This is a genomic window from Acinetobacter sp. UBA2581 (assembly GCF_002339435.1).
GTDB classification, from domain to species: Bacteria; Pseudomonadota; Gammaproteobacteria; order Pseudomonadales; family Moraxellaceae; genus Acinetobacter; species Acinetobacter variabilis.
Genome location: NZ_DDLD01000006.1, coordinates 1 through 26,365, shown reverse-complemented (window position 1 = coordinate 26,365; position 26,365 = coordinate 1). Strand labels below are relative to the sequence as shown.

The 26,365-nt window shown below is 42.4% G+C and carries 22 protein-coding genes and 1 pseudogene; 8 read left to right on the top strand and 15 right to left on the bottom strand.

The features are described from left to right. Positions 1–19: 19 nt before the first annotated feature. The 3 genes from rsmG to B3Q46_RS00635 form a co-directional block, all read right to left on the bottom strand. Positions 20–652, bottom strand: a complete 633-nt coding sequence (gene rsmG, locus B3Q46_RS00645; RefSeq protein ID WP_004784021.1) for a 16S rRNA (guanine(527)-N(7))-methyltransferase RsmG — start codon at positions 650–652, stop codon at positions 20–22. An 85-nt stretch (positions 653–737) separates the two neighbouring features. Then, positions 738–1,427, bottom strand: coding sequence for an N-acetylmuramate alpha-1-phosphate uridylyltransferase MurU (gene murU, locus B3Q46_RS00640; RefSeq protein WP_034702293.1), 690 nt, complete (start codon positions 1,425–1,427; stop codon positions 738–740). Further along, complete coding sequence (locus B3Q46_RS00635) at positions 1,428–2,441, bottom strand: aminoglycoside phosphotransferase family protein (RefSeq protein ID WP_004784023.1); 1,014 nt, start codon at positions 2,439–2,441, stop codon at positions 1,428–1,430. Positions 2,442–2,562: 121 nt separating this feature from the next. Here B3Q46_RS00635 and lptC point away from each other — a divergent pair, with 121 nt between their 5' ends. After that, positions 2,563–5,034 carry an LPS export ABC transporter periplasmic protein LptC gene (gene lptC, locus B3Q46_RS00630; protein ID WP_004784024.1) on the top strand — a complete coding sequence of 824 codons (2,472 nt, stop codon included), beginning with the start codon at positions 2,563–2,565 and terminating at the stop codon, positions 5,032–5,034. Further along, positions 5,034–6,341: a peptidylprolyl isomerase gene (locus B3Q46_RS00625; RefSeq protein WP_004784026.1), complete on the top strand. Its 1,308-nt coding sequence runs from the start codon at positions 5,034–5,036 to the stop codon at positions 6,339–6,341. Before lptC ends, B3Q46_RS00625 begins: the two co-directional genes overlap by 1 nt. A 101-nt stretch (positions 6,342–6,442) precedes the next feature. Here B3Q46_RS00625 and hfq read toward each other — a convergent pair whose 3' ends face one another. The 4 genes from hfq to tsaE form a co-directional block, all read right to left on the bottom strand. Beyond that, on the bottom strand, positions 6,443–6,967 hold the full coding sequence (hfq, locus tag B3Q46_RS00620) for an RNA chaperone Hfq (RefSeq protein ID WP_004784027.1): 525 nt from the start codon (positions 6,965–6,967) through the stop codon (positions 6,443–6,445). A 91-nt stretch (positions 6,968–7,058) separates the two neighbouring features. Continuing rightward, positions 7,059–8,003, bottom strand: a complete 945-nt coding sequence (miaA, locus tag B3Q46_RS00615; RefSeq protein ID WP_004784028.1) for a tRNA (adenosine(37)-N6)-dimethylallyltransferase MiaA — start codon at positions 8,001–8,003, stop codon at positions 7,059–7,061. 6 nt (positions 8,004–8,009) lie between these two features. Next, the gene (gene mutL / locus B3Q46_RS00610) at positions 8,010–9,980 is read right to left on the bottom strand and encodes a DNA mismatch repair endonuclease MutL (RefSeq protein ID WP_004784029.1); all 1,971 of its coding nucleotides are present in this window, start codon (positions 9,978–9,980) and stop codon (positions 8,010–8,012) included. After that, the gene (gene tsaE, locus B3Q46_RS00605; protein ID WP_034590094.1) at positions 9,973–10,449 is read right to left on the bottom strand and encodes a tRNA (adenosine(37)-N6)-threonylcarbamoyltransferase complex ATPase subunit type 1 TsaE; all 477 of its coding nucleotides are present in this window, start codon (positions 10,447–10,449) and stop codon (positions 9,973–9,975) included. The genes mutL and tsaE overlap by 8 nt, the downstream gene beginning before the upstream one ends. 129 nt (positions 10,450–10,578) lie before the next feature. Between tsaE and B3Q46_RS00600 the strand changes: the two genes are divergently transcribed. The 3 genes from B3Q46_RS00600 (at position 10,579) to B3Q46_RS00590 (ending at position 12,491) form a co-directional block, all read left to right on the top strand. Then, positions 10,579–11,487: a pseudouridine synthase gene (locus tag B3Q46_RS00600; protein WP_004784031.1), complete on the top strand. Its 909-nt coding sequence runs from the start codon at positions 10,579–10,581 to the stop codon at positions 11,485–11,487. A 113-nt stretch (positions 11,488–11,600) separates the two neighbouring features. Further along, positions 11,601–11,948, top strand: coding sequence for a type II toxin-antitoxin system RelB/DinJ family antitoxin (locus tag B3Q46_RS00595; RefSeq protein WP_004784032.1), 348 nt, complete (start codon positions 11,601–11,603; stop codon positions 11,946–11,948). A gap of 99 nt (positions 11,949–12,047) precedes the next feature. After that, positions 12,048–12,491 (top strand): GNAT family N-acetyltransferase, encoded by a 444-nt coding sequence (locus B3Q46_RS00590; protein ID WP_004784033.1) that lies wholly within the window; start codon positions 12,048–12,050, stop codon positions 12,489–12,491. Between the two features lie 10 nt (positions 12,492–12,501). Here the strand turns inward: B3Q46_RS00590 and B3Q46_RS00585 are convergent, their stop codons facing one another. Beyond that, positions 12,502–13,209 carry a pseudouridine synthase gene (locus tag B3Q46_RS00585; protein ID WP_034702289.1) on the bottom strand — a complete coding sequence of 236 codons (708 nt, stop codon included), beginning with the start codon at positions 13,207–13,209 and terminating at the stop codon, positions 12,502–12,504. A gap of 137 nt (positions 13,210–13,346) precedes the next feature. Here B3Q46_RS00585 and B3Q46_RS00580 point away from each other — a divergent pair, with 137 nt between their 5' ends. Beyond that, the gene (locus B3Q46_RS00580) at positions 13,347–13,799 is read left to right on the top strand and encodes a DUF441 domain-containing protein (protein ID WP_034702287.1); all 453 of its coding nucleotides are present in this window, start codon (positions 13,347–13,349) and stop codon (positions 13,797–13,799) included. Between the two features lie 209 nt (positions 13,800–14,008). On the opposite strand, the gene B3Q46_RS00575 is transcribed toward B3Q46_RS00580, so the two are convergent. The 5 genes and pseudogenes from B3Q46_RS00575 to hrpA form a co-directional block, all read right to left on the bottom strand. Beyond that, positions 14,009–15,724 carry an AAA family ATPase gene (locus tag B3Q46_RS00575; RefSeq protein WP_004784036.1) on the bottom strand — a complete coding sequence of 572 codons (1,716 nt, stop codon included), beginning with the start codon at positions 15,722–15,724 and terminating at the stop codon, positions 14,009–14,011. A gap of 87 nt (positions 15,725–15,811) precedes the next feature. Then, complete coding sequence (locus B3Q46_RS00570) at positions 15,812–17,818, bottom strand: hypothetical protein (protein ID WP_034702285.1); 2,007 nt, start codon at positions 17,816–17,818, stop codon at positions 15,812–15,814. Positions 17,819–17,972: 154 nt separating this feature from the next. Beyond that, a pseudogene (locus B3Q46_RS00565) lies at positions 17,973–18,731 on the bottom strand (lysophospholipid acyltransferase family protein). Positions 18,732–18,745: 14 nt separating this feature from the next. Further along, positions 18,746–19,855, bottom strand: a complete 1,110-nt coding sequence (locus B3Q46_RS00560) for a beta-ketoacyl-ACP synthase III (RefSeq protein WP_004784039.1) — start codon at positions 19,853–19,855, stop codon at positions 18,746–18,748. 30 nt (positions 19,856–19,885) lie between these two features. Next, on the bottom strand, positions 19,886–23,830 hold the full coding sequence (gene hrpA, locus B3Q46_RS00555) for an ATP-dependent RNA helicase HrpA (RefSeq protein WP_034702283.1): 3,945 nt from the start codon (positions 23,828–23,830) through the stop codon (positions 19,886–19,888). A gap of 362 nt (positions 23,831–24,192) precedes the next feature. Here hrpA and ahpC point away from each other — a divergent pair, with 362 nt between their 5' ends. Then, the gene (gene ahpC / locus B3Q46_RS00550) at positions 24,193–24,756 is read left to right on the top strand and encodes an alkyl hydroperoxide reductase subunit C (protein WP_004784041.1); all 564 of its coding nucleotides are present in this window, start codon (positions 24,193–24,195) and stop codon (positions 24,754–24,756) included. 294 nt (positions 24,757–25,050) lie between these two features. Continuing rightward, the gene (locus tag B3Q46_RS00545; RefSeq protein WP_004784043.1) at positions 25,051–25,257 is read left to right on the top strand and encodes a KTSC domain-containing protein; all 207 of its coding nucleotides are present in this window, start codon (positions 25,051–25,053) and stop codon (positions 25,255–25,257) included. Positions 25,258–25,273: 16 nt separating this feature from the next. Here B3Q46_RS00545 and B3Q46_RS00540 read toward each other — a convergent pair whose 3' ends face one another. Beyond that, positions 25,274–25,864 carry an O-methyltransferase gene (locus tag B3Q46_RS00540; protein ID WP_034702281.1) on the bottom strand — a complete coding sequence of 197 codons (591 nt, stop codon included), beginning with the start codon at positions 25,862–25,864 and terminating at the stop codon, positions 25,274–25,276. A 43-nt stretch (positions 25,865–25,907) separates the two neighbouring features. Beyond that, complete coding sequence (locus B3Q46_RS00535) at positions 25,908–26,126, bottom strand: DUF1653 domain-containing protein (RefSeq protein WP_004784046.1); 219 nt, start codon at positions 26,124–26,126, stop codon at positions 25,908–25,910. Between the last annotated feature and the right edge of the window lie 239 nt (positions 26,127–26,365).

Below are 26,365 nucleotides of genomic sequence, written 5' to 3'. Positions count from 1 at the left end.
CCCCGATCCTTCAAAAATTTTAAATACGTTTTAATAGAAGTAAATGACGTTGTTCGTCCAAGCGCGGAACCTTCAGTTCAATAATCTGACAGCTAAATTCATCTTTTAACGCTGCCACTTCCTCTTCAGGAATCAAACCTTTCATGGAAGCAATAATACTCTGCTCATGCATATACGGTTTAGATGCATTCACAAAATCTGTCAATGAAGCAAATGCACGACTGGTAATCACATCAAACTGACCCAGCTCATTGATACTGTCTTCATTTTCCACACGGGTTTGTACTGCAATGACATTTTTTAATTTTAGGTCTGCAATAAACTGCTTCAGGAAACGAATTTTTTTACCGTTTGAATCCAGTAGTACACATTCACGCTCAGGCTGACATAAAGCAATGATCATGCCCGGCATACCACCACCAGTCCCGATGTCGAGCAAACGACCTGCAGGCAAATCCTTTAGAATACTCAAACTGTCAAGCAGATGCTTAACTAGCATTTCCTTAGGATCACGAATTGCAGTCAAATTGTATGCTTTATTCCACAGCACCAAAGCGTCCTGATACTTGAGTAATAAATTTAAAGCTTCATCAGACAGCTCTAAACCTAAAGCCTGGCTACCCTGCTTTAGTTCTTGAAAAAACGTGTGCATAAACAATCAATGCTCGAAAAAGTTAAGTGGAAGTATACCGTTTTCTCTATATTGGCACAGTAGGGAGTGCCTAGTGAATATTCACTTAAGCAGACTTCCCTTCTCGGATCATTAAATCCAATGCATTCAAACGCTCAGGTGTTCCCACATCCATCCAAATACCTGTCAATTTAGAAGCAGCAATCTTTTTTTCCAGCATTGCTGCTTTTAATAGTGGTGCTAAAGGACGTTTTCCAGCCTCTAAGCCTTCAAACATTTTCGGATGAATCACTGATACACCACTAAAAGTCAGGTTTTCACCCGCCAGCTGCTGGTCAAAGGTATAAGCCTTGCCGTCTGCAAGTGTAAAATCACCGTTAGGGTGCTGCTCCGGGTTTTGTACCAAAACCAGATGTGCCAGATTTTCACCCAGCTCAACATTCAATAAAGGTGCAAAGTCCATGGTTGTCCAGACATCACCATTGACCAGAATAAAAGGCTCATCACCCAGGAGTGGTAAAGCATTAATAATGCCACCGGCTGTTTCCAGCCCTTCACCTTCATGTGACCATAAAATCTTGATACCGAACTGTGAACCGTCACCCAAGGCCTGAGCCAGTTTTTCACCCAACCAAGCCGTATTGATGACAATTTCATTCACGCCCATCGCGGCTAGTTTTTCAATATGCCAGACAATTAATGGTTTGCCGCCCACTTCCAGCAAAGGTTTTGGCGTATACAAAGTTAAAGGACGCATGCGGTTGCCCAAGCCAGCCGCGAGAATCATCGCTTTCATTTAGGCCGCTACCTCGTATGAACCATATTTTGCTTCAAAAGCTGGCATCACTTTTTCATGAATAAACCGCATAAATGGCTGTAATTCTGGATAGTCTTTGGTTTCTTCGAGCAGATACCACATCACACGTGGCAGGTCTTTTAGATAGCCAGATTTCCCATCTCGCTCAAATAGACGTACGAAAATACCTAAAATCTTGATATGACGCTGAATCGCCATCATATCCGCATCTTTTTTAAACTGTTCGAAATCACGGTCCTGTTTTGCCGCTGCTGGTAACAGGTCATAGAACACTTTAAACCAGCGATACACGCGATCTGCATTCCACTGCACATAGGCATCACGGGTAATAGAGATCAGGTCATAGGTATCAGCACCAATCACTGCATCCTGAAAATCAATCACACCCAGTTCGGTTTCATTTTCAATTTTCATCAGGTTACGGCTATGGAAGTCACGATGCACAATGACTTGTGGTTGTGCCAAAGCAGCATTCGCCAGTATCGCAAATGTGCGCTTGATCAAAGCAGATTCCGTTTCAGTAGGCTGGATTTTTAAAGCAGGCAGCATCCAGTCAGTCAGCAACTCCATTTCAGAAATAAGCTTCTCATAAGAATAAGCAGGAAACTGACCTTCTCCAGGAATGGACTGCAGCTGAATCAGCTGTTTAAAACTTTGCTCATAATAGGCATCAACCGTCTGATCATTCAGCAGATTTGATAACAGCACATCACCAAAATCTTCGAGCAGCAAAAAACCATTTTCCAGGTCTTTGGCCACGATGTGTGGAACACGTACGTCATGGGCATCAAAAAATTCATCAATCGTCACAAAAGGCACACAATCTTCTTTTTCTGGTGGTGCATCCATGAGCATAAATGTTTTATTATTCAGTTTGATTCGTGCATAACGACGAAAACTTGCATCGCCTGCTAAAAAATGTGTTTCAAATTGATCTGAACCGAGTACAGAAGCAATCCAAGATTGTATCAATTGTTCGCGTTGAGTATTCATTTGCAATAAATTCTAGTACAGGCTGAGTTTTTAAAGTGCTAAGTGTAGCTACTTATCAACTTTTTCTCTATGATGCGACAATAATTAATTGCGATAAAAGCATGATTGGTTAATGAGACAAATGAAGCATCACTTTAAAATAAACCCTCTAGCGACTGCGATCTTAACCCTTTTATGTAGTAGCTCGGTCTCAAGCTATGCTGCATCAAATGACTCATCCAATGTAAATGCGGAACAACTCAAACAGCGCATTAATGAGACCTATCCCGGTGAAGCATTCTTCTCACAATATTATGTGGATAAATCTTCACCAGAAGCACAGCAGCGTCAAGGTAAATACCTCAGTTCAGTCTATTGTGAAGGCGCCTGGGTCACTCCAATTGCACCTGATGCACCAACGATTGACCCTGAACAGGCAACTTCAACCATTACTGCAGACTATGGTCATTATAATCCGGCCGGTGATTCCTACTTAGAAGGCAATGTGGTCATTGATCAGGAAGGTCGTCAGATTCGTGCGGAACGCGTGACGATTGATCAGACTCAAACCTATGCTAAGGCAGAAGGTCAAGTCCAATTGGCCCAAGGCGGCTTGATTTCGCAAAGCGATGATATCAATTACAACCTGAAAACCCAGCAAGGTGACTTAAACAACAGTTTCTTCATTGCCGAAGAACAGCATGCGCATGGTCGTGCTGAAAAGATTGCCAAAACCTCTGACGATACGCTTGAACTGGAAAATGCCACCTATTCCACCTGTCCACCTGAACAAAAGCCGACCTGGAAAATTCAGGCAGATCAAATCAAGCTGAATCAGGAAACCGGTCGTGGTGAAACCCGTAATACCAAGCTCTATGTGAAAGATGTTCCGGTACTGGCTGTTCCTTATTTTAACTTCCCAATCGATGATCGCCGTACCACAGGGATTCTGACGCCAACTTTCGGATTTACCAATGATGGGGGTCTGGAATTGGGTATGCCGGTTTATCTTAACCTGGCACCACAATATGATGCGACTATTACGCCACGTTATATTAGTGACCGTGGTGCGATGCTGGATGGCGAGTTTCGTTATCTAACAGAAAACTATGGTGAAGGCCGGATTTGGGGTGGCTACCTGCCATCTGATGAAAGTTATAGCAATAAAGACCGTAAAGACCTGCACTTCCTGCATAACTGGCAAATCAACGATCAGTTCTCAACAAATCTTGAATATAATTACGCATCAGACAAGGACTTTTTTGCCGATCTGGATAATAACCCAGATTCAAAAACAGACCTGAACTTGCGCCGTGCTTGGGAAGTTAATTATAAAAATGGTATCCCCGGCTTAAAAGCTCAATTTAAAGTTGAAGATTTCCAGACGCTTGATCCTACCGTTCTGGATGAAGACCGTCCTTATGCGCGTTTGCCGCAGCTTTTGGTGAATTATAAGACCGGTAACCCACTGGGTTTACAATACGAATTTAATAACGATACGGCTTATTTCCAGAAAGACATCAGAAATACTGAAAATATTGATACCGGTGATGAAGCCATCTATCAACCAAGTGGTACACGCATCTATAATGATTTCTCGGTACGCTATAATCACTTTACCCCTTGGTCATTCTTCATTCCTCAGGCGACATTACGCAATATCAATACTTTCTATGATCAAGATACTATTGATCGTATTAATAATAATCAAACCAGCTCATCAAGTGAAAATCATTCTATCGTAGTGCCACAATTTACGCTGGACACCGGTTTAATTTTTGAAAAAGATGGTCGCTATTTACAGACCTTGACGCCTCGCCTGTTTTACGCTTATTCACCATATGAAAATCAGCGCAATCAGCCAAACTTTGACTCTGTCGTAGCCTCAATTAATTATGACCAATTATTTAGTGCACGCCGCTTCTATGGTAATGACCGCTTAGAAGACAATAACTTCGCTTCTTTAGGTCTTAGTTACAGTTTATTTAATGAAGAAGGTTTAGAGCGATTACGCGCCAGTGTGGGACAAAGTTTCTTCTTTGAAGATCGCCGTGTCACATTAGATCGTGAAGCAGATAAATTTGATCGTGAAAGCCATACTGGTCCAGTTATTCAGCTTAGAAGTCAGTTAAACCAAAACGTGCATGTCAACCTAAATTCTAGCTGGATGTCGAATGGCTCCAATGCCCAGCGTGATGTACAGGTTTATTATACGGGCGATCAGGGCAATCTATATAACGTAGGCTATTTCTATCGTAAAGATATTCCAAACCGCCAGGAAAGTTATGATCAGGTGGTTGGCTCATTTATCCAGCCAATTGCCAATAACTGGCGTCTAGTCGGCCATGCGCAATTTGACCTGGACAATAGTGTCGCACGTGAATATTTACTTGGCGTAAACTATGAGTCATGCTGTTGGGGAGTATCTGTCTATGGCCGCTCATACTACAATGACCTAGACGATATCAATGACCCGGATGTGAAAGCGAAACGTGCAGTGATGGCTGAAGTAACGCTTAAAGGTCTTGGCGGGTTAAGCAACAAGCTAACCTCATTACTAGAAAATCGTATTCTAGGTTTTAACAATATCAATCAAACTTGGACAGAACGTTAATGAAGACAAAACAGTTAAAACAAATTTTTAAAGCGACCGCACTTGCGCTATGTCTTTCTTCAGCGATGACGACTTTTGCTGTTGCCCAACCTAAAGATGAAGTTGTAGCTGTTGTCGACAATAGCGCTATTCTGCGTAGTGATCTGGCACAAAGCGTTGCTGAAATTTCTCACCAGTTGCAAAAACAAAACAAGCCTGTTCCACCGCAACCTTATCTTGAACAACAAGCACTTGAACAGCTAATTGTACGTCAGGCTCAACTTGAACAGGTTAAACGCTACAATATTCGTCCAGATGAAAAATCTTTAAATGAAGCAGTGCTTAAAGTAGCACGTGATTCAGGCTCCCCTAGCTTGGAAGCTTTCCAGCAAAAACTGGATGCTATCGCGCCGAATACGTATGCCTCTTTACGTAACCGTATTGCAGAAGATCTAGCACTTAGCCGTTTACGTCAGCAAGCCGTAAATTCACGTATTCAAATCAGTGATCAAGATGTTAAAAACTTCCTGAATACACCACAAGGTCAAGCTTTGTTAGGTAGCCAGGTACATGTTCTGCATTTACGTATAACTGGAGAAAATGCACAACAGGTTGCAGCACAAGTAAGAAATGACTTGAGTAGTAGCAATGATATTCAGGCGATCAGCAAAAAATATTCAACTGGCGATATTAAAGTAGATGCATCTGATATGGGTGTTCGAAACCTATCAGAAATTCCAGGAGAACTCGCTGCACGCGTTTCTACCCTGCAAGCAGGTCAAACATCAGAACTGATTCCTGCGGCAGATGGCGTGCATGTCCTGAAACTTTTAGAGCGTAAAGGTGGTGAACAAAAAGCACTGGTACCTCAATACCAGACTCGTCATATTCTGATTCAAACATCAGAAGTGGTTAGCCCGGAAAATGCCAAGCAGATGATTGATAGCTTGTATACGCGTCTTAAGCAAGGTGAAGATTTTGCAGTATTGGCGTCTACTTTCTCTAATGACACAGGTTCAGCGCGTGATGGCGGAAGTTTAGGCTGGGTCAGCCCAGGTGTCATGGTACCTGAATTTGAACAGCGTATGAAAAGTACGCCAGTGGGTCAGATAAGTGAACCATTCCAGTCACAATTTGGCTGGCATATCCTGCAAGTGACCGATACACGTCAACAGGATATGACTCAGGAATATCAGGAACGTATGGCCCGCCAGATTCTGGGTGAACGCCAGTTTGATGCTGAGCTAGATAGCTGGTTACGTGAAACCCGTAGCAATGCCTATGTAGAAATTAAAGATCCACAGCTAGATCCTAAACGCGCTCGTTAATTTAAGAGAAGAAAAGCCAGCATTATGCTGGCTTTTTTAATGACTTAATTCTTTAAATAATAAAAAGCCTCTTATTAAGAGGCTTTTTATTTCAGATCCGATTAACGATTGTTTTCGTCGTCAGAAGAATCTTCAAATTTTGAATCGTTGTCAAAACCAGCGCCTTGACCACCGAAACCAGCGCCTTGACCACCAAAGCCAGTACCTTGACCACCGAAGCCACCTTGACCACCGAAGCCGCCAGCAGCGCCTTGAGCACCGAAGCCGCCTTGACCACCGAAGCCACCTTGACCACCGAAGCCAGCACCTTGACCGCCGAAGCCACCTTGACCGCCAAAGCCACCAGCAGCGCCTTGACCACCGAAGCCACCTTGACCACCGAAGCCAGCACCTTGTGAACCAGCAGGAGCACCAGCTGGACGAGGATTACGTGCAGGTACTACTGTAGAAATCGCGTGTTTGTAAACCATTTGGCTTACTGTATTTTTTAATAATACAACGTATTGGTCAAAAGACTCGATGTGACCTTGTAATTTGATACCGTTTACCAGGAAGATAGAAACTGGAATACGTTCCTTACGGAGAGAATTCAAGAATGGATCTTGTAAAGTTTGACCTTTAGACATGTTATAACTCCAAAAATTTAAAAATCAGCGCAAAAAACTATCTCTATTTTTCAATTAAAAATTATAAAAAAGATAGTACTCAAATTTTGCTTTATCCGTGACAGTTTCGCAAGTCTTCTTGGGCCTGCTCGAGCGTAAAATATGTTGTAAATTTATGCTTTTCTTGCAAAGATCTCAACCAGGTATATTGACGTTTGGCAAGTTGTCGTGTCGCAAATAAAGCCTTATCCTCCATTTCCTGTTGTTTTTCATGACTTAGGTCACCTTTTTTTAAGAATTCTATGGCTTGGCGGTAACCTACTGAACGCATTGAGGGTAAATTTTCGTCAAAATCGTATTTTCCCATTAATCCTTTAACTTCATTTAAAAATCCGTTTTTCCACATAATTTCAAGACGTTTTTCAATACGTTTGTGCAATTCTAACCGATCAGGCATTAAGGCATAGTTATGGAAACTGTAACGATATGGTAAATTTTTTGGTTGTTCTGCTTGTAGTTTTGTAATCGGCTCACCTGTTAGCTTAAAAACTTCTAATGCGCGGATAATTCTCTGTTTATCACTGACTTTAAATTTCTGGCCCGCCAAGGGATCTACCTGACATAATTCAGCATACACCGCTTCCCACCCTTCACGAGCAGCTTTCTCTTCAATCTGGGCACGCATCGCATAATCTGCACTTGGTAAATTATCAGACAAGCCTTCAAGTAAGGCCTTAAAATACAGCATGGTGCCACCCACCAGAATTGGAGTTTTACCACGTGCATGAATATCATCAATCAGACGACAAGCATCTTCGACAAAGTTTGCTGCAGAATAGACTTCGAGCGGGCTAATAATATCGATCAAATGATGCGGATAGCGCTCTAATTCGTCTTTAGAAGGTTTCGCTGTACCAATGTCCATTTCCCGATAGACTAGCGCAGAATCGACAGAAATCAGCTCAAACCGACCTTGCTCGTATAGTTCACATGCCAAAGCAGTTTTACCGCTTGCAGTTGGTCCCATTAAATTGATGACCGGCAGTTGATTGGACATGTAACGCTACTCTCCCCGAGCAAAAAGTTTATCAAGTTGAGACAATGGAAATGCTCGCCAGGTTGGACGACCATGATTACATTGGCTCGCAAATTCAGTTTGTTCCATTTGACGCAGCAAAGCATTCATTTCAGATAGACTTAACATTCGATGCGCACGTACCGCACCATGACAGGCCATACCTGCAAGAATCTGGTCACGTTTTTGCATTAACCCCTGTCCCTGATCATTAGGATCCAGATCATTCAATAATTCAGGGATCAAGGCATCAAAATCAGCCTTATGTAAAATGGCCGGTACGCCTCGTACAATGACCTGTTCATCACCATACTGGTCAATTTCCAGACCTAAACGAGCAAGTTGATCTTTGAGTTCGTCAACACGCATGGCTTGCATACGACTAATGCTCACCACTTTAGGAATCAGCAATTGCTGGGATATCCAGAATTCCGGTTTATCCCAAGCCATTTTCATCTGTTGCAGCAGAATACGCTCATGCGCCGCATGCATATCTACGATGATTAAGCCTTCGGTATTTTGCGCCAGAATATAAATCCCATGCAGCTGGGCGATCGCAATCCCCAAAGGATGCTCATCCACTTTACTATGTAAATGTGACTGAAATGCATCCGATGCTGAAGTATTGGTTTCCGGTTCAGTTTCTCTTAAAGGCGCGAGATAACTTTTCAAGGCATTATTCAGCTGCTGTGAACCCGAATATGACTTATTGTAATCCTGCGCATAATGCACAGTTTGTGGACCAGATGATTCAAAATCCGTTAACACATCAGAAGCTTCTTCTTCACGCTGATGATATAGATATGTGGCGGGAATAACTGGTTGAGTGGCTACGGGCTGATGCAGGCTAAACTGCTCCTGATAGCGTGGCTGTGGTGTAATCGCAACAGCTTCAGACTCAGTTTTCATGGCCTCAGCCAGATCAGCGCTCGCAGTCTGGAATTGTGCCAGGGTTTCCTTGGCATAGTGACGTACAAATTCATGTACTTCACGCTGGTTCAGGAAACGAATTTCATGTTTGGTCGGATGCACATTGACATCAATACTTTCTGGATCGATTTCCAGAAATAGTAAATAAGCGGCATGCTGATGGCCATGCAGGATACCATCATAGGCCATGCGCAAGGCATGAGAAATGGTCTTGTCTTTAACGATCCGGCCATTCACATAGACATATTGCAGATCGGCTTGAGCCCGTGCATCTGAAGGATGTCCGAGCCAGCCTGATAAACGCATATTGATACTGTCTGCATCAATCCAGTAAGCATTTTCAGTAAACTGACGGCCAAGTAATTGTTGCACACGTTGAAAACGCAAAGCACCACTATCTGCGACCGGCAAATTCAGCTTGATGGTTTGGTTATGTTCCAATACAAAGCGAATATCGAAATGCGTTAAAGCCATACGGCGGACAATTTCTTCGATATGTCCAAATTCAGTGCCGGGCTTTTTTAGAAATTTGCGCCGCGCCGGAACATTGAAGAATAAATCCTGCACCCGGATCTGAGTTCCTTTGGATGCTGCAACCGGTTGAATATCCTGATGATCAAAAGCCGTGCCGTTTACTTCGACCTGATAGCCAATACCATCTTCATTCTGGCTACTCGTTAGAGTCAAACGAGACACTGCAGCAATTGAGGCCAATGCTTCACCACGAAAGCCCAAGCTGGTAATCGCATGCAGCTCTTCAGTCGTTTGAATCTTACTGGTCGCATGACGCATTACGGCCAGTGGCAAATCCTCATAATGAATGCCTCGGCCATTATCAATGATTTCAATCAGCGTACTGCCGCCCTGTTCCACCCGGATGATCAGCTCGGTCGCACCTGCATCAATCGAGTTTTCCAGTAACTCCTTGACCACAGATGCAGGACGTTCAATCACTTCACCTGCGGCAATCTGGTTCGCCAGCGCTGGATCAAGTGCACGGATACGGCGTATGCTTAAATCATCAACCATTTGGGAATTCACGCTCCAAAGCTTGCTGTAAGGCCAGATTAGAAGAAATCAGACTTGCAGTACGGGTCAGCTCATCTTCTGATTTTAAAATTTCAATAATTAAATCGGCTTGCGGGATTTCATCGCCACCCTTAGAAGGCCATTCAAATAAAAATAGCGCATTGGGAGTTTCTAAATAATCCCGAATTCCCATCAATTCAAGTTCATAAGGGTCATTAAGGCGATATAAATCAAAATGAAAGATATCCTGACCATTCACCTGATAGGGCTCCACCAGCGTATAAGTCGGACTTTTTACTGAGCCTTTATGACCGAGTTGTTGTAAGTAATAACGCGTCAGCGTGGTTTTCCCCGCACCCAAGTCACCAATCAGATATATAACGCCCGAAGAAAAATTATTTGCCAGAACTTTGGCCAGATTTTGGGTGTCATCTTCATGTTTTAAAGTGACATTAAATGAATAAGGCATATTACTCACGACATGATGAAAAAGAATAATTATGATAGCATCGCAACGCTTTAAAAGCCTATTCACCTCTGTGAGAAACTGTATTTTTTCACAGCATCCGTTCCAGACCAGAGATAGATCCACGTTGTGATGACTCCGACTGTTGAATTTAGCCCACCCATGCTGAATGGGGTTACGGCAAGTAAAGTATTCCTGCAAGCGACCTCAGATTCACCCAAGACAGTCTATGCCTATCTCTGTGCACAATTTCCACATATTGAGTCAAGCGAATGGCAATCCCGTTTCAATAATGGTCTGGTTTATGATGCTCAGGGTAATACCTTAAGCATCGAAAGTTCTTTTCAAGCGAATACTCATTGTTTTTATTATCGTTTTTTGGCACACGAAGTGCATGTTCCTTTTCAGCATCAGATTCTGTTTGAGAATGAGCATCTACTGGTCGTAGATAAACCGCATTTTCTGACCATAAGTCCTACTGGACAATATGTACAGGAAACCTTGCTGGTACGCCTAAAACGGCAAACTGGAAATGAACATCTCACTCCGATTCATCGCTTAGATCGTGAAACGGCAGGTGCGGTGCTGATTTCAAAATGTGTGCAATCGCGTGGGGTTTATCAGCAAATGTTTGCGACTCGGCAAGTACAGAAAACCTATCATGCGATTGCGGCTTATCGTGATGATTTAAGTTTTCCTCTCATCACAAAGCTGAAAATGGAAAAAGGCCAGCCCTTTTATATCATGCAGGTGGTAGAAGGAGAACCTAATAGCGAAACCGAAATTCAACTGCTGCAACATGATCAACAATGGGGCAAATATGAGCTAAAACCGCATACAGGAAAGCAGCATCAGTTAAGGGTACATTTAAGTCATTTGGGGATTCCGATCCAGAATGATCCTTTTTATCCCCAGGTTTGCCATAAGGCGGATGATGATTTTTCTGCACCGTTACAGCTACTGGCCAAACACATTCAGTTTAGGGATCCAGTTACTCAAAAGCAGATGCAATTTAGCTCTGAACTTGAATTGACACTGTAAATCTCTTGTCATTACAGATTATTTTCTAAAAACGGCAACTTGAGGATTGAAATCCCGAAGTTATCGATTAGAATAAGGCGAAAAGTTAAGTAATTTAAAGCTTTGAAAATATTATGAGAAAAACTGAAGTTTATCAAATTCGCCTGGATTCCCAAGAAAAGAAACAGGCATTTGCAGTATTTAAACAATTGGGGATTACGCCGGCTCAGGCAGTTCGTCTTTTTTTTAAACAGGTGGTTCTGACCAAATCAATCCCCTTCTCGATTGAAAATCAGAATATTAATCTGGAACAGCTGATCAAGTTACGCAAGCAGAAACAGAATGAACTTAAGGCAGAACAAACCTCAAGTCCAAGTACTACAGCGATTCCAGCAGATCATCAGGAAATGAATCTGGATGATGATCATTTTGATTTATTTGAAGAGCTGAATGCCATTTTAGGTGAAAGCGACAAAATTTAACATTGTTGCATTTACGAACAATTCTTAAGTTTCTCTCCTTTCAAACTTCGCTATGCTTGATGTTAATGATAAATAATAAAATTAACATGGAGTAAGCCGATGATCGTGCGACGCGCCCAGTCAGAAGATCTACCTAACCTGGCCGTTTTATTTGATGAGTACCGTCAATTTTATGGTACTTCTTCCAATCTGGATTTATCTTACGAGTTTCTGAAACAGCGTTTTGAAGATGGTCAAACTGTCATTTTTATCAACACTAAGGATGATATTTTTACCGGATTTATTCTGCTGTATTTAAGATTTTCCTCAGTCGCATGTTCTACTTATTATGTGCTGGACGATGTCTATATTAGCCCGCCTTATCGACGGCATGGTGCAGCCAAGCAACTGATTGACACTGCCATCTTGTTTGCCCGACATGAGAATGCGCTTCGAATCAGCCTGGAAACGCAAAAAACCAATTATCAGTCACATAAACTTTATGAGTCACTTGGATTTATTCAGGATAATGAATTCGTGACTTTCCATTGTTTCCTGAAATAAATCCCAGACTTTATTCGGTACGGAATTTTGCCTGTGCCACTTGTTCTGCGTCCAGATAGGTCCATTCCCCTATTGGCAGTTCATTCAAGGCCAATGCACCAATCTGGGCACGATGCAGCTGCTCCACTTTATTGCCAACAGCTGCCAGCATACGTTTCACCTGATGATAAACCCCTTGATGAATGGTCATTTGCAGACGATTTTCATCTAGACGAACAATATCTGTAGCAGCAAAGGTGCCTTTTTCATTTCTCAATTCCACACCCTGTTCAAGCTGTTGAATCTGCTCATCTGTCACGGGATCGGCAGTAGTCATCTGATAGACTTTCGCCACATGTTTTTTAGGATGGGTCAACGCTTGTAAAAACTGACCATCATCCGTCAGCAATAACAGTCCGGTGGTGTCCTGATCGAGACGACCTACACATTGAATTCCACGGTTTAACAGGATGTCATCAAACAGATCAAATACACTGAAATGATGTGTGGCCTGATGTGAGCACTCATAATCTTGTGGCTTGTTGAGCGCAATATATACTTTTTCCCGATAGCGATACTCATGACCATAGACGCTAAAAGTCAGATCTTGCAGATTCAGCTTATGCTTGGGGTTATCGATGAGTTCGCCTTGAATCGAAATAGCACCATTTTTAATCAGTTGCTGACAATGTTTTCGTGAGCCGAAACCTTGTGATTGCAACATTTTTTCCAATAGCATCTGTCTGAACCTGTTTAAACGAACAATAGGCGCATTCTATACCGAAAACCAACTAGATTCAGTTCTTATAAGGCTTTCTCCCTTTAAATGGGTAAAAAGCCTATAATCCTGTGACTTTTCATTTTTCCTATCTCCTTATGTCCCAATTTGATCTGAATCTGCTTGTTCTTCTGGTTCTACTGGCTTGCGGTATTTTTAGTCATAATACTGCTGTGACCATTGCCGCGGCCGTGTTGATCGTATTAAAAATCACGCCTCTCAATGAACTCTTACCTTATATACAGCAACATGGCCTAAATATCGGGATTATTATTTTAACCATTGGAGTATTGGCTCCGATTGCTAGCGGAAAAATTCCCGGTGACAGTATTCTGAAATCTTTTCTTAGCTGGAAATCTTTACTGGCAATTGCAATCGGTCTATTTGTTGCCTGGCTTGGTGGACGCGGGGTGAAACTGATGTCAAGTCAGCCTGATGTCGTTGCAGGTCTATTAATTGGTACGGTGGCAGGCGTCGCGGTACTTCGTGGTGTCCCAGTCGGGCCATTAATTGCAGCCGGGATTTTATCGTTATTGATTGGAACGCAATAAGTCTTTAACCATGATTGTGCAATATTCTTAAAAATTAATATTCTAAAATTAAGAACTGCATAGTATTAAATCACATGATCAGCGACATGGATGTCGCTCGTTGGATTGAGGTACAGGATGTACCTTCAATCCAACAAAAGATTTTTGTTACTTTTGATCTTTCAAAAGTAAAAGCTCAGGTTAAATACTAAAATTTAAAAACCCAAATTTTATTCCACAAACAGCAAGGCCAAACGCACCTGATCATAACCCATACGCGGGCTGGTCAGTTCCACGATTGGGCGTAATTTAATACTGCCATCATCATTAAAATGATCTGAATTTTGACGTTTGGTTAGACGTTTATAAATCTTACGGACTTGTTCAACAACTTCCTCACCCGGATGAGCTATTGAGATATCAAGACCTTGCTCTTTATGCAAACGTCCGAGATGGTTAATAATGGTTGCTGGTGTCAAGCCACGTTCAGTTGCAATATCGGAAATCTCATACCCTTCTTCAAACAGTTCACGGGTTTCATCCAAGGTTGCAGTCGCGTAGTTTTGCTTACCACCATTTTTGGCAATTTTCTTCTCATTACGCTGGATCTCAACTTCGTTCAAAGTGCCACCACAATGGCGGATAAAGGCCTTATGCTGTACAGTCAAATCCACGTTTTCAAAATTCGCTTCTGCTTCATCTGACAGTTCCTGAAAACGGCGATCAGCCTTAATGGCAAGACTATCAAGTTCCAGAGCCTGTTCATTAAAGCCTTTCAAGCGTAGACCATTTAAGCTTTTTAAACGGGATAATGCTACATAGCCCTGACCTTTTTCAAAGGTATGGCTCAAGTCAATCTCAGCAGCTTCTAGCGTCATGCCTTGAGACTTATGAATGGTAATCGCCCAAGCCAAACGTAGTGGAATCTGCTGGAAACTGGCAATGGTTTTACCTGCTTCATTATCTACCGACCAAGTTTCAGGCTCTACAATTAATGTAGTTCCATCTGTCAGTTTAACTTTTGGCAGAATGCCATGCTCATCATCATCTTCAAAGCCGATCACTTCACCCAAGCTGCCGTTGATATAACCCATATCAAAGTTATTTTTCACGAACATGACCTTGGCATGTTTTTTCAGGGTTAAGGCTTCGGGTGCTCGGACTGAAGACTTTAAGGTTTCAATCAGTTTTTCATTGCCATCACATTGCGCATCAAACTGGCGGGGATCCTGATCAATTTCATTCAGATGCTTAAAGTTAATGCTGTCGACATCCATATTGTGGGTATAGAGACGTGTATAGGTATCGCCAATGTCCTGCTGACGTGTACCTTGTAGCGCTGAACGATGTTCAGGTGAAATGGCCTGTGCACGAATGGCATTCAGAATATCATTCAGATAGTCATTGCCCTGACGGTGCTGTTCAGTCAAGTAACAGACGCGGAACTTGGCTTCAACCCAGGCATCCGACATAAAGCAGAATTTATCGCGGTTACGTTCATCATTTTTTCCAACGGGCGGCAACTGGAAAAAATCCCCTGCTACAATGACCTGAATCCCACCAAAAGCTTCATCACTTTCCTTGAAATATTTCAGCACCTGATTGACCAGATTAAGCTGCTTGGCATGCAGCATGGAAATTTCATCAATAATCAGGACTTGCGCATTTTCCAAGTGTTCTTTCAGGTATTTACGCTCTTTCATCCGCTTCAGGTCTTCTTCAGACAAAAAGTCTTTGATCCCAATTCCTGCCCAGGTATGTATGGTCATGCCATTCATATGCGTTGCTGCAATGCCAGTCGACGCAGTAATGGCGACCGACACCTTACGGGCTTTCAGATAATTGATATATTGATTGAGCGTATAAGTTTTCCCTGCACCCGCAGAACCGGTTAAAAAGACATTTTCCCCTGCTTTTAAGAGCTTAAGTGCAGTTTCCTGTTTCATAAAAGAGATACCGTAAAAGAACGGCTATAGCCTAACGATTTTTGCCGGAAAAGTTAAGCTTCACGGACAGAAAAGCACTGAATCAGGTCAAGCCTGCAGGTTTAACCAGTTAATAAAATGCTGGGCAATATTGATATATTCAACTTCCGCTTTTTGATTATTTGGATACTCAAGCTGGTCAAAGATGACTTGGTCATTCTGCAACTGACAGCCTAAAATCAAAGGTAATTTAATGGCAGGATGTGACATGCGAAAGGCCACATATTCACCTTCGACTATACGCTGTGCATAACTTGCAGCCAGACAGTTCCGGAATATTCTAGCCTCTTCAATAATCCGCTCTAGTGTTTTCAATTCCTCAAACCGCCAATTAAAATACAGTAGAAAATGTGCTTGTGTGAGCGGCCTCCAGCTGGTTAGAGCAAAGTCTTTTTTGAGCTTGGCAATAATTTCTTGCTTCTGAATTTGCTCATGCCAGACAACTGCCTGCGTAAATAAACTGGTCCAGCTTAAATTTTTAGGCACTTCCGGTTGAGTAGAAAAATACTCCGGCAGATAATCACGGATATAACCATCAAAACAGGATTCCCGCACATGCCTTGCATGTAAATAAAAGCGCTTCCTGAACTCTACAAATGGAATCTGGTTACGTTGTAGCACGTTATAAAAATCACGGTCTTGCTGAGTTTGGGGCCGAATATAAGCCAGCACATCCTCAGGCAAATCACGGGTGACCTTATACAGATGCTGCATATAAGCCTGCATCACCCGACTTAAGTTGGCGTAAACTCTTTTAGTCATCTGATCATCCATTGCCACTACATCCCGCAATAATCCGATCCATTCATCCAGATATAGAATCGATGGACTAATCGCAATACGATGATCCTCAATAGCCTGACGCGTCCCTTTGAGAACAACTGTTCGATTTAGCTCATGCTCAAACCAGTGATGCTGAATGGCATATTGATGAACATCATCAATAAACAGACGTGCTGCGATATATTGAAAATATTGCAAGGTAGCTAAAACAATCTGCGGATGAATATGATGCGTATCGATAAAGCTTAAAGCTGTTGCTGCTACCCGCACACTGCTATGTTGAATATTGCTGCTCAGCCAATCCAAGATTTCCGCAGGCTGTTTAAATAGCCAGTTCACTACGCGATGACAGTCAAATAAAGGAAGTTTGGCGACTTTTTTTTGCCATAAATAAGGATTATTTTCCAGAAAATTGCGTTTGGATAGCAGATCACTCCGATGCCAGCTATCACAATTCATCAACCGGACAAAGCCCAGTAGATGACTTTGCTCTTCTGCATGCCGATACAACAAACGAATATCGTCAATATGGTCATTCAGTTCGTGCAGATTGAACCGGTTTTCAAAGGATAAAGAAATAATCCGGAAGGTTGCTGGGTGCAGAAACTCAGGCGCACTAAAACAAAATGCATCCAGACTATCCATAACTGACTGAATCGATAGAAACTCATCTGGCTGCAAATATTGCAAGGAAAAGATTTGCTGTAGCTGTTTTAAGACATGCGCAGGAATCTCATGCCCACTTTGAATCCAATTACTGATACAAGACTGAGTATAAACTTCGGCTTTAATCATAAAGGAGTCGATGATTTCAGCCTGCACAAGCGACATCTGTTTTAAGCAATTAGCAACTCGGTCAGGCGCATTAACCCATATATAGACTTGATCAATAATGAGCTGACGGAGCTGTTTGGCTTTATCACGTAAAAACAGGGAATGCTGGGGCTTTAAATCGCCAGTCAGAAAGTAAATATCCTGAAAGAAAAACTCTTCCAAAGCCTCTGCTTTAGCCAGACTGGAATCAATGTGCATTTCTGCTAAGGCATGAGGACTTTCCGGATTTAAATCTTGAGGTGTATATAGCTGGATATTTAATAAGCCATTAAGCAGGTCAATGCGATGTTCGTCCTGATGAATCCTGAACAAATTCTGGGCATTCACATGACCAACAAAAGCCATTTGATCCAAATACAGCTGATTTAACTCAGGAAAAATACTGAGGCATTGTTGAGCGAGCTGTCTGAATGGCAGTAGCAAACACTCCTGTTCCATATTTCCCCCTTCGTTTTAACCCTATTGAGTTACAGACCTACTGAATTTCAATCCTTTAAAATCGCTTTTTCCTTTCTATTACAGAAATTGAAGCATGGTGATTTTTTAGACGATTCGATCTCAATGTAAAGCAAAGCAGGAATGATGAAAAGACCTAGACTTCATCTTGCCGACGTCTGTCAGCCAACAGTTCTAGCCCCTGATAGATCTTTTGTTGTAAATGCTCACGAAAATCAATCAGATCATTCTCGTGCTGCACATGATGAATTGGCTGCCGCGGCATAAACTGAAAATAAAAAGGCAAGCGTTTGGGAAACAGATTTTTAGGTAAGGAAGGAATCACGTCACCATGACGTAATAATTTATTGAGTTGGGGAATTTTTAATAATTTTTGAAAATACTTATGTTGAATGATCTTATTGGCATCAAATCCAATCTCATAGATTTCATCACCGCCGAGTGCAGCAAAAGGGACAATATCGTATTGAAACTCTTGTGCTAATTTCAGGAAACCGTAACGCTCTTTCCAGATCAGCTAATACTGCTCACCTTCCCGTTTCAGCACTTCACGGCCACCACCCGGAAAGACCAGAATCGAGTAGCCTTGCTGCATAGCTGAGCGCACATAGTCCTGTATACCATCAATAGCACCAAATTTCTTCACTGCTTCACGCCATAGCGGCACATAAAAATGGCTATGATCAGCAATACTAACCACAGCCACTTGATGTTCATTGTACAGGTAATCAATCAGCATTGGCGCATCAAAGATGCCATACATGGAATGATTACCGACATACATTGCAGGTCGACTGGCATCAATATTTTCAGCCCCTAAAAAAGTAGGCGTGAAATACAGTTTGGATAAGGCACTTAAGCGCCTGATCCATGCTCCGTCATGCTTGACCTGCAAAATATACTCCCGGCTTACGCCACGCGTTTTTGTACCAGGATTGAACCCACTGAATAGCCTGCACCAAATGAACACAGTACGCCATATTCGCCGTCTTCAACTTCATTTGCAGTACGATGTAAGGCAATAATGACACCTGCGGAAGAAGTATTGGCAAACTCATTCAGAATGATAGGTACCAGACCTGGTTTGGCATTTTCTTTACCCACTACCAGTTTCAGAATTAATTCATTCATGCTGGCATTAGCCTGGTGCAACCAGAAGCGTTTCACATCTGTAGGGGCAATATGATTTTTCTCAAGTTGAGCAGTAATCATCTTGGCAACCAGTGGACACACTTCTTTAAATACTTTACGACCATCCTGACGGAAACGTTTGTCGTCGATATCCGCATTTTCTGACGTATTCAGGAAACCAAAGTTATTGCGGATATTGTTTGAGAACTGGGTAAATAATGAAGTATCTAGAATCTCAAAACCGGTTTTAGTTTCAGTATCTTCAATGATCGATGCAGTTGCGACATCACCGAAAATAAAGTGACAGTCACGTGAACGGAAATCGGTATGTGCAGAGGTGATTTCAACATTCACCAGCAATACGCGACGTGCACCTGCCTTGATGGCATCAGCAGCCTGTTTTAAACCGAAAGTGGCTGCTGAACATGCAACGTTCATGTCATAAGCATAACCTTGAATACCCAGAGCAGTCTGGATTTCAATCGCAACCGCAGGATAAGCACGTTGTAGGTTTGAACATGACAGGATCACGACATCGATATCTTCAGCAGTGACACCGGCATTTTCCATCGCCTGTTTTGCTGCGATCACGCCCCATTCTGCCTGAAGGGAAATTTCATCATCTGAACGTTCACGTAGATTTGGACGTAAACGTTTTGGATCGAGGATGCCAGTTTTTTCTGACACATAACGGCGTTGTACGCCTGACGCTTTTTCAATAAATTCTGCGCTAGAACCACGACGTGCATCTAATTCGCCTGCAGCGATTTTATCTGCATTTTCGTGATTATACAGTTCCACATAAGCATTTAAACTTTCAACTAACTCTTCATTGGTAATGACATCTTCCGGATGGAACAAGCCAGTACCCGTAATACGAATGCCCATGTAAAACTCCTTCTCAAAATGACCTATATCTTAACTGATTCCAAGACGTTCCCATACTTTTTGCAGACGAGTTGGAGAAACGGGTGTTTTCGTTTTCATCGGTTGAGAAAACAATGAGATCCTTAACTCCTCAACCATAAAATACAATTCTTTAAGGCGAGCGTCATTTTTAAACTGAAATAATTTTTCCATCCACGGATCAATTTGGTCAATGGCGGAATCATCCCTCTGTAGGTTATTTGGCAAGCGCTCTAAACGCAAGATCAGGGCTTTCAAATAACGTGGAAATTCTGACCATACGTCGGAAGGTTTCCGATAAACAAAGTCAGAAAGACTCATCAAATCAAGCTGATCCTCAATATCATCAATATTTTTTCCAAATATAGATGGGTCTAAAACCAGTAATTTACGACGGATTTCCTGCCACTGGATATAAATATCCGTGATTTCTTTCAGTGCAGTCTGGCCATGAGTCAGGAAAGATTTTTTTACATCCTCCACCAACTTTTGGAACTCTTGCATATTGACAGGCAGCTCGTTAATTGACAGGTGCAGTGTGGCATAAACTAGCATTTGCTCCAGTTGAGCCTTATCACCAAGCGGTGAATATGCCAGTGCCAGCGGTTTGGAAATCTGTTTTTTCAGCTGGCGCACCAGATCTCCGAGCTGCATATGCACCAGTCGAATAATCCCTTCACGGTGCTGTTTGACGGCTTCAGCCTGATCATTAAAGGTCTGAATCACGACACCAGATTCATCTTTCTGTTCCAGTGCAGCGAAGTCTTTGGTCGGAACCAGTGCCTGATATTGCTTGACCACTACACCCGTCACTTTTTGTGACGCTTCAAAGACAAAGTTTTCTGGGAAAGTTTTAAATTCACCTTTTAACTGTTTCACCGGACTATGAGTTTCAGTACGGCAACGGGCTTTCAGTTCGGCAAGATCACGGCCTTGTTCAATCACACGACCTTTTTCATCAATCACCTTGATCAAAGGCAAGAGATATTGCTCAACCCGATCCAGGCTAAAATCTTTTTCTGTAATCTGCTCGCCACGCAACTGGAAAGCCAGAAAACTGAAAATATGCTCACGTAAATTGACTGCATCAATACGGGCTGCCAGCTTTTTCGCAGTGTCTGGAATCGGCACCAGACTACGGCGTTTATCTTTAGGTAAACTCTTTAATAAAGCTTCGATCAACTCCAGACGCCAGCCCGGAATCCCCCATGACCAGATATTTTCATCGACCTGCGGCAAAGCCTGCAGCGGGATTTTAACCGTTGCACCATCTTCATCATGACTTGGGTCAAAACGGTAACTGGTCGCCAGACGCAATTCACCATTACGTAAATAATCCGGAAACTGTTGTGTGGTCGGACGATCATTCAGCCAAAGCGCATCATCATCAATAAACAGATAACGTGGATCATGTGGCTCTACTGTCGCACGCCAGTCCTCAAAACTGCGGCGACTGGCTACTTCTGGTGGCACTTTGGAGGCATAAAACTGGTAAATGGTTTCTTCATCCACGACCAAGTCACGACGGCGTAGCTTATCTTCTACCCGCTCCACTTCTTCCAGTTTCAGCAAATTATGCTTCAAGAAGGGTGGATTAATGCCGAGATTACCAGTAGTCAGTGCATCACGCAGGAAGATTTCATGCGCAGCCGGCTGATCCACTTTCTCATAATTGACCGGACGTTTCGGCTCGATGATTAGACCAAACAGAGAAATCTGATCATACGCATTGACCACACCCGCCTTTTTCGACCAATGTGGTTCGAAATAATGATGTTTCAGTAAGTCACGCGCAGCCAGCAAAATCCATTCCGGCTCAATTTTCGCTAGAGTTCGTAAATACACCTGCGAGGTTTCAACCATTTCAAAAGCCATTACCCATGGGGTATTGGTTTTGTGCAGCGTTGATGCCGGGAAAATCCGTGCTTTCTGCTGACGAACTGCCATAAACACATTACGTTCATCAGTCTTGTTGGCAATAAAAGACAGTAGGCCGGTCAATAAAGCGCGATGGAGATTTTCATAACTAGCTTTCTTTTCATTAAAGGACAGTTTTAAGCCTTTAGCCAGATCCACTAGCTGCTCATGAGTTTTCTTCCATTCACGCAGACGCAACCAGCTCAGGAAATGATTCCGTGCAAAAGTACGGCGTTTGTTTTCACTCATACTTTCACGGTTATTATGCAGGGTATCCCAGAGCTTGATATAAAACAGGAAATCTGAATCTGTTTCACGGAATAAGGCATGTTTTTGATCGGCCTGCATCTGCTTATCCGCAGGACGTTCACGTGGGTCTTGTACAGCTAGTGCCGCCACAATTACCAAAGCTTCATTCAATGCACCAAAATGCGCACCGCCAAGAATCATTCGCGCCAGACGTGGATCGATTGGCATTTTTGCCATTTGCTGACCGATTTTGGTTAGAGAATCTCCCTTGCCTTGAAGTCCTCCTCTCGTAAAGGAGGATTTAGGAGGATTAGTAGAATCTCCCCCAACCCCTCTTTCAGAAAGAGGGGCTTTACTCTTCTCCACCATCGCCCCAAGCTCAATCAAGAGCTTGCGACCATCATTGACCAGACGATGATCTGGCGGCTCAATGAAATCGAAATCTTCCAGTGAACCTAGGCCCAGACTTTGCATCTGTAAAATAACGGATGCCAGATTGGTCCGTTTAATCTCTGGTTCGGTAAATTCAGGACGACTTAAAAAGTCTTCTTCACTATACAGACGAATACAGACACCTGGCGCAATACGGCCACAACGACCTTTACGCTGATTGGCAGCAGCTTGAGAAACCGCTTCGATCGGTAAGCGCTGCACCCGTGAACGATAGTTATAACGGGAAATACGGGCAAAACCGCTATCAATCACATAACGGATATTCGGAACAGTTAATGCTGTTTCTGCTACATTGGTGGCGATAATAATCCGTCGACCGCCGCCCGAAGGATTAAAGATTTTTTGCTGTTCTGCTAATGCTAATCGTGCGTAGAGTGGTAACACTTCAGTATGGCGTGGACCATGCTTTATCAGGGTTTCCTGCAGTTCACGAATTTCCTGTTCGGTACTGGCAAAAATCAGGATATCGGCATGTTCCGGATGTCCCTTTTCCTGTGCATCCTGAAAACATTCTTCTACAGCTGCAACCACTGCACGTGGCAGATTTTCTTCAAAATCATCAAACTCGTCATCATCACTGCCGACAATGCTCATTTCAGAAATTGGACGATAACGCACTTCTACCGGATAGCTACGCCCTTCCACTTCATAGATCGGCGCGCCATTAAAGTAGTTACTGAAACGATTTACGTCCAGTGTTGCCGAAGTAATGATCACTTTTAGATCTTTACGACGCGGCAAGAGCTGCTTGAGATACCCCATGATGAAATCGATATTCAGCGAGCGTTCATGCGCTTCATCGATAATAATGGTGTCGTATTTGGTCAGGAACCGGTCATTGGCCAGCTCTGCCAATAAAATACCATCCGTCATCAAACGGACAATCGAATCCTGCGAGCCCTGTTCATTAAAACGAACCTTAAAGGAAATTGATTCACCCAGTTTCTCGCCAACTTCTTCCGCAATACGCTGTGATACGCTACGCGCAGCCAGACGACGTGGCTGGGTATGGCCAATCAGACCAGTCAGGCCGCGACCTGCCAGCATGGCGATTTGTGGTAATTGCGTGGTTTTACCGGAACCGGTTTCACCAGCCACAATAATAACCTGATGCTGCTGAATCGCTTCAATCAGCTTGTCTGCATACTGGGTAACAGGCAGATCCTGATTCAGCTTGATATTGGGAATGCGTTCGATACGCTGCATGACTTTGGCATGCGATTTTTCAAATAATTCTTGATATTGCTTTTGGTTGGCATCTTTACCTTTTTGGAGTCGATTTAAACGATGACGGTCACGCGCCATAACGAGCTGATCTACATTTAAAGGACTCTGCACTGAGAAAACACCTGATATAAAAAAAGACAATAGGCAGCTATTTTACGCTGTATTGCCCCTAAGCGAAAGAACGGCCATTTTGAATATTTTTATAATTTTTTAATTTTTACCCTTGAATTTTACTGCTTGCGGCATCATGTCTGAAGAGGCATTAAACCGGGGTGAGTCTTGTCATGATGTATTCACCATTCTACGGTTGAATCATTTATATCAAGAGCAATGCTGTTTGCGCTAATGGTGTTTTATTTTTAGCTTAATTCGGTTTTTCCGATGTATGTTATGTAAAAATACTGTTTCAGCAAGAAAAATAATTTCTGTACCCTATTGGAAATTAAATACAAACCTCAATCATGGAGACAATGATGAGCTTAATTAATACTGAAGTTAAACCGTTCAAAACAACTGCGTTCCAAAATGGTAAATTCATCGAAGTAACAGAAGCTGACCTTAAAGGTAAATGGTCTGTAGTATTCTTCTACCCAGCTGACTTCACTTTCGTTTGCCCAACTGAACTTGGCGACCTTGCTGACAACTACGAAGAATTCAAAAAATTAGGCGTTGAAATCTACTCAGTTTCTACTGACACTCACTTCACTCACAAAGCTTGGCACGATTCTTCTGAAGAAATCAAAAAAATCCAATACGTAATGGTTGGCGATCCTACTTGGACTCTTGCTAAAAACTTCGACGTACTAATTGAAGCTGACGGCCTTGCTGACCGTGGTACTTTCGTGATCGATCCAGAAGGTAAAATCCAAATCGTTGAAATCAACGCTGGCGGTATCGGTCGTGATGCTCAAGAACTTCTTCGTAAAGTTAAAGCAGCTCAATACGTACACGCTCACCCAGGCGAAGTTTGCCCAGCTAAATGGAAAGAAGGCGACGCAACTCTTGCTCCTTCAATCGACCTAGTTGGTAAAATCTAATCTGTATTAGATTGAACTGATTCAAAAAAAACCACGCTTTTAGCGTGGTTTTTTATTTGAACATTTATTTGATTGCTCTATTGGCCAACCGTTTTATTTTCCTTTTTCTTCTATCTAAAGCCATCCTGCCAAATCTTTATTTTTCATCTTAAAGATCATATAAAAATCAGGCATGCATATTGCATCCTCTTCATAACAATCCCCTACTTATGCTTACAATTCAGTTATACATCTTCAATGTCAGTTGGCATAAGTTCAAGACATAAGATAATAATATTCAGTGGAGGAAAACGTATGCAAAAACTGCTAACCGTGATCTCATGGGCTTATAGTCCTTCTAGCCGCCACCTGAAAATCATTTATAGCAATGGCGATATAGAGCTCTACCATCCTGTTCCCGAATTTGTTTATGACAACCTGTTAAGACGACAAGATAAAATGGCCTTTGTACAGAAGTATCTTGAATACAACTTACATTTTGACCGGGTTTGCCTGTTTTAATTTAACTAATTTCTACTTAACGATAAGTCACCATGAGTAAACCAGCTCCAATCGGCAATGTACTCATGATAAAACGTGAATCCTGCTGGATCAGCTGAATAAATTCTTCTACTTCCGCAGCATGTGAAATCACATTATCCACCAGCAATACTCCACCTTTTGGCTTGAGCAATCGGGCCAAATGGGTCCAATAATCCACATAAGCATCACGTTCCGCATCTAACAATATAAAATCAAATACGTCCTGCTCAGCTTGCAGATAATACAAGGCATCTGTCACTTTAAAATCAATCAAATCCTTTAAGTCTAGCTGATTTGCATACTGCTCGGCCTGCGCAACTCTTTCTGCATCTATTTCTAATGTTGTAATTATCGCTTGAGTCTGCCGGGCAGCTTCGGCCAGCCATAAAGTGGAATAGCCTGTAGAAGTCCCAATTTCCAGAATACGTTTGGACTGCTGGGCACGAATGAGTAATGATAAAAATCGGCCTGATTCAGGCTCAATATTTCGATAGCGTTGCAGACGTTCAGTTTGCTGAAGATCATGCGCATGAAAGGTCTTATACAGTTCCTGCATGAAACTTTCAAAATGTTGTAATTGATTCATTGCTCTTCCCTGAGGTTATCTAAATAAATTTTTTATGGATTGATTAAAGTGCCTGAACCAATTTAAAGCGTTCTACTTCACGATCATCACTGGTATTAATACTTTCCGTAAACATGGATAGCGGTCGAACCCAAATCGAATAGTCACCATAAAGACATTGGTAAACCACCAGCTTTTCCTCCGTTTCACTATGTGTTGCCACATGCAGGACCTGATAAAGTTTACCCTTATAATGTTGATAAATACCGCGTTGTAATTCCATCGTTCAACTCTCAAATGCAGAATTCCAATCTTAACTGAAAAAGACCAATCACACTTTAAACTATTTGAAAATTCATGCTAAGCACCCATATATAAGCTTGAAATTAATCATGAATTTTTCAATACATTTGCAAAACCGATCAGATTTATAAGAACAAACTGTTTTATCTATCTATCGATTTGGCTTAGTATCTACTTATCGAATGAATTCTTACTCCTTTGGAGACGTTAGCAATGTTA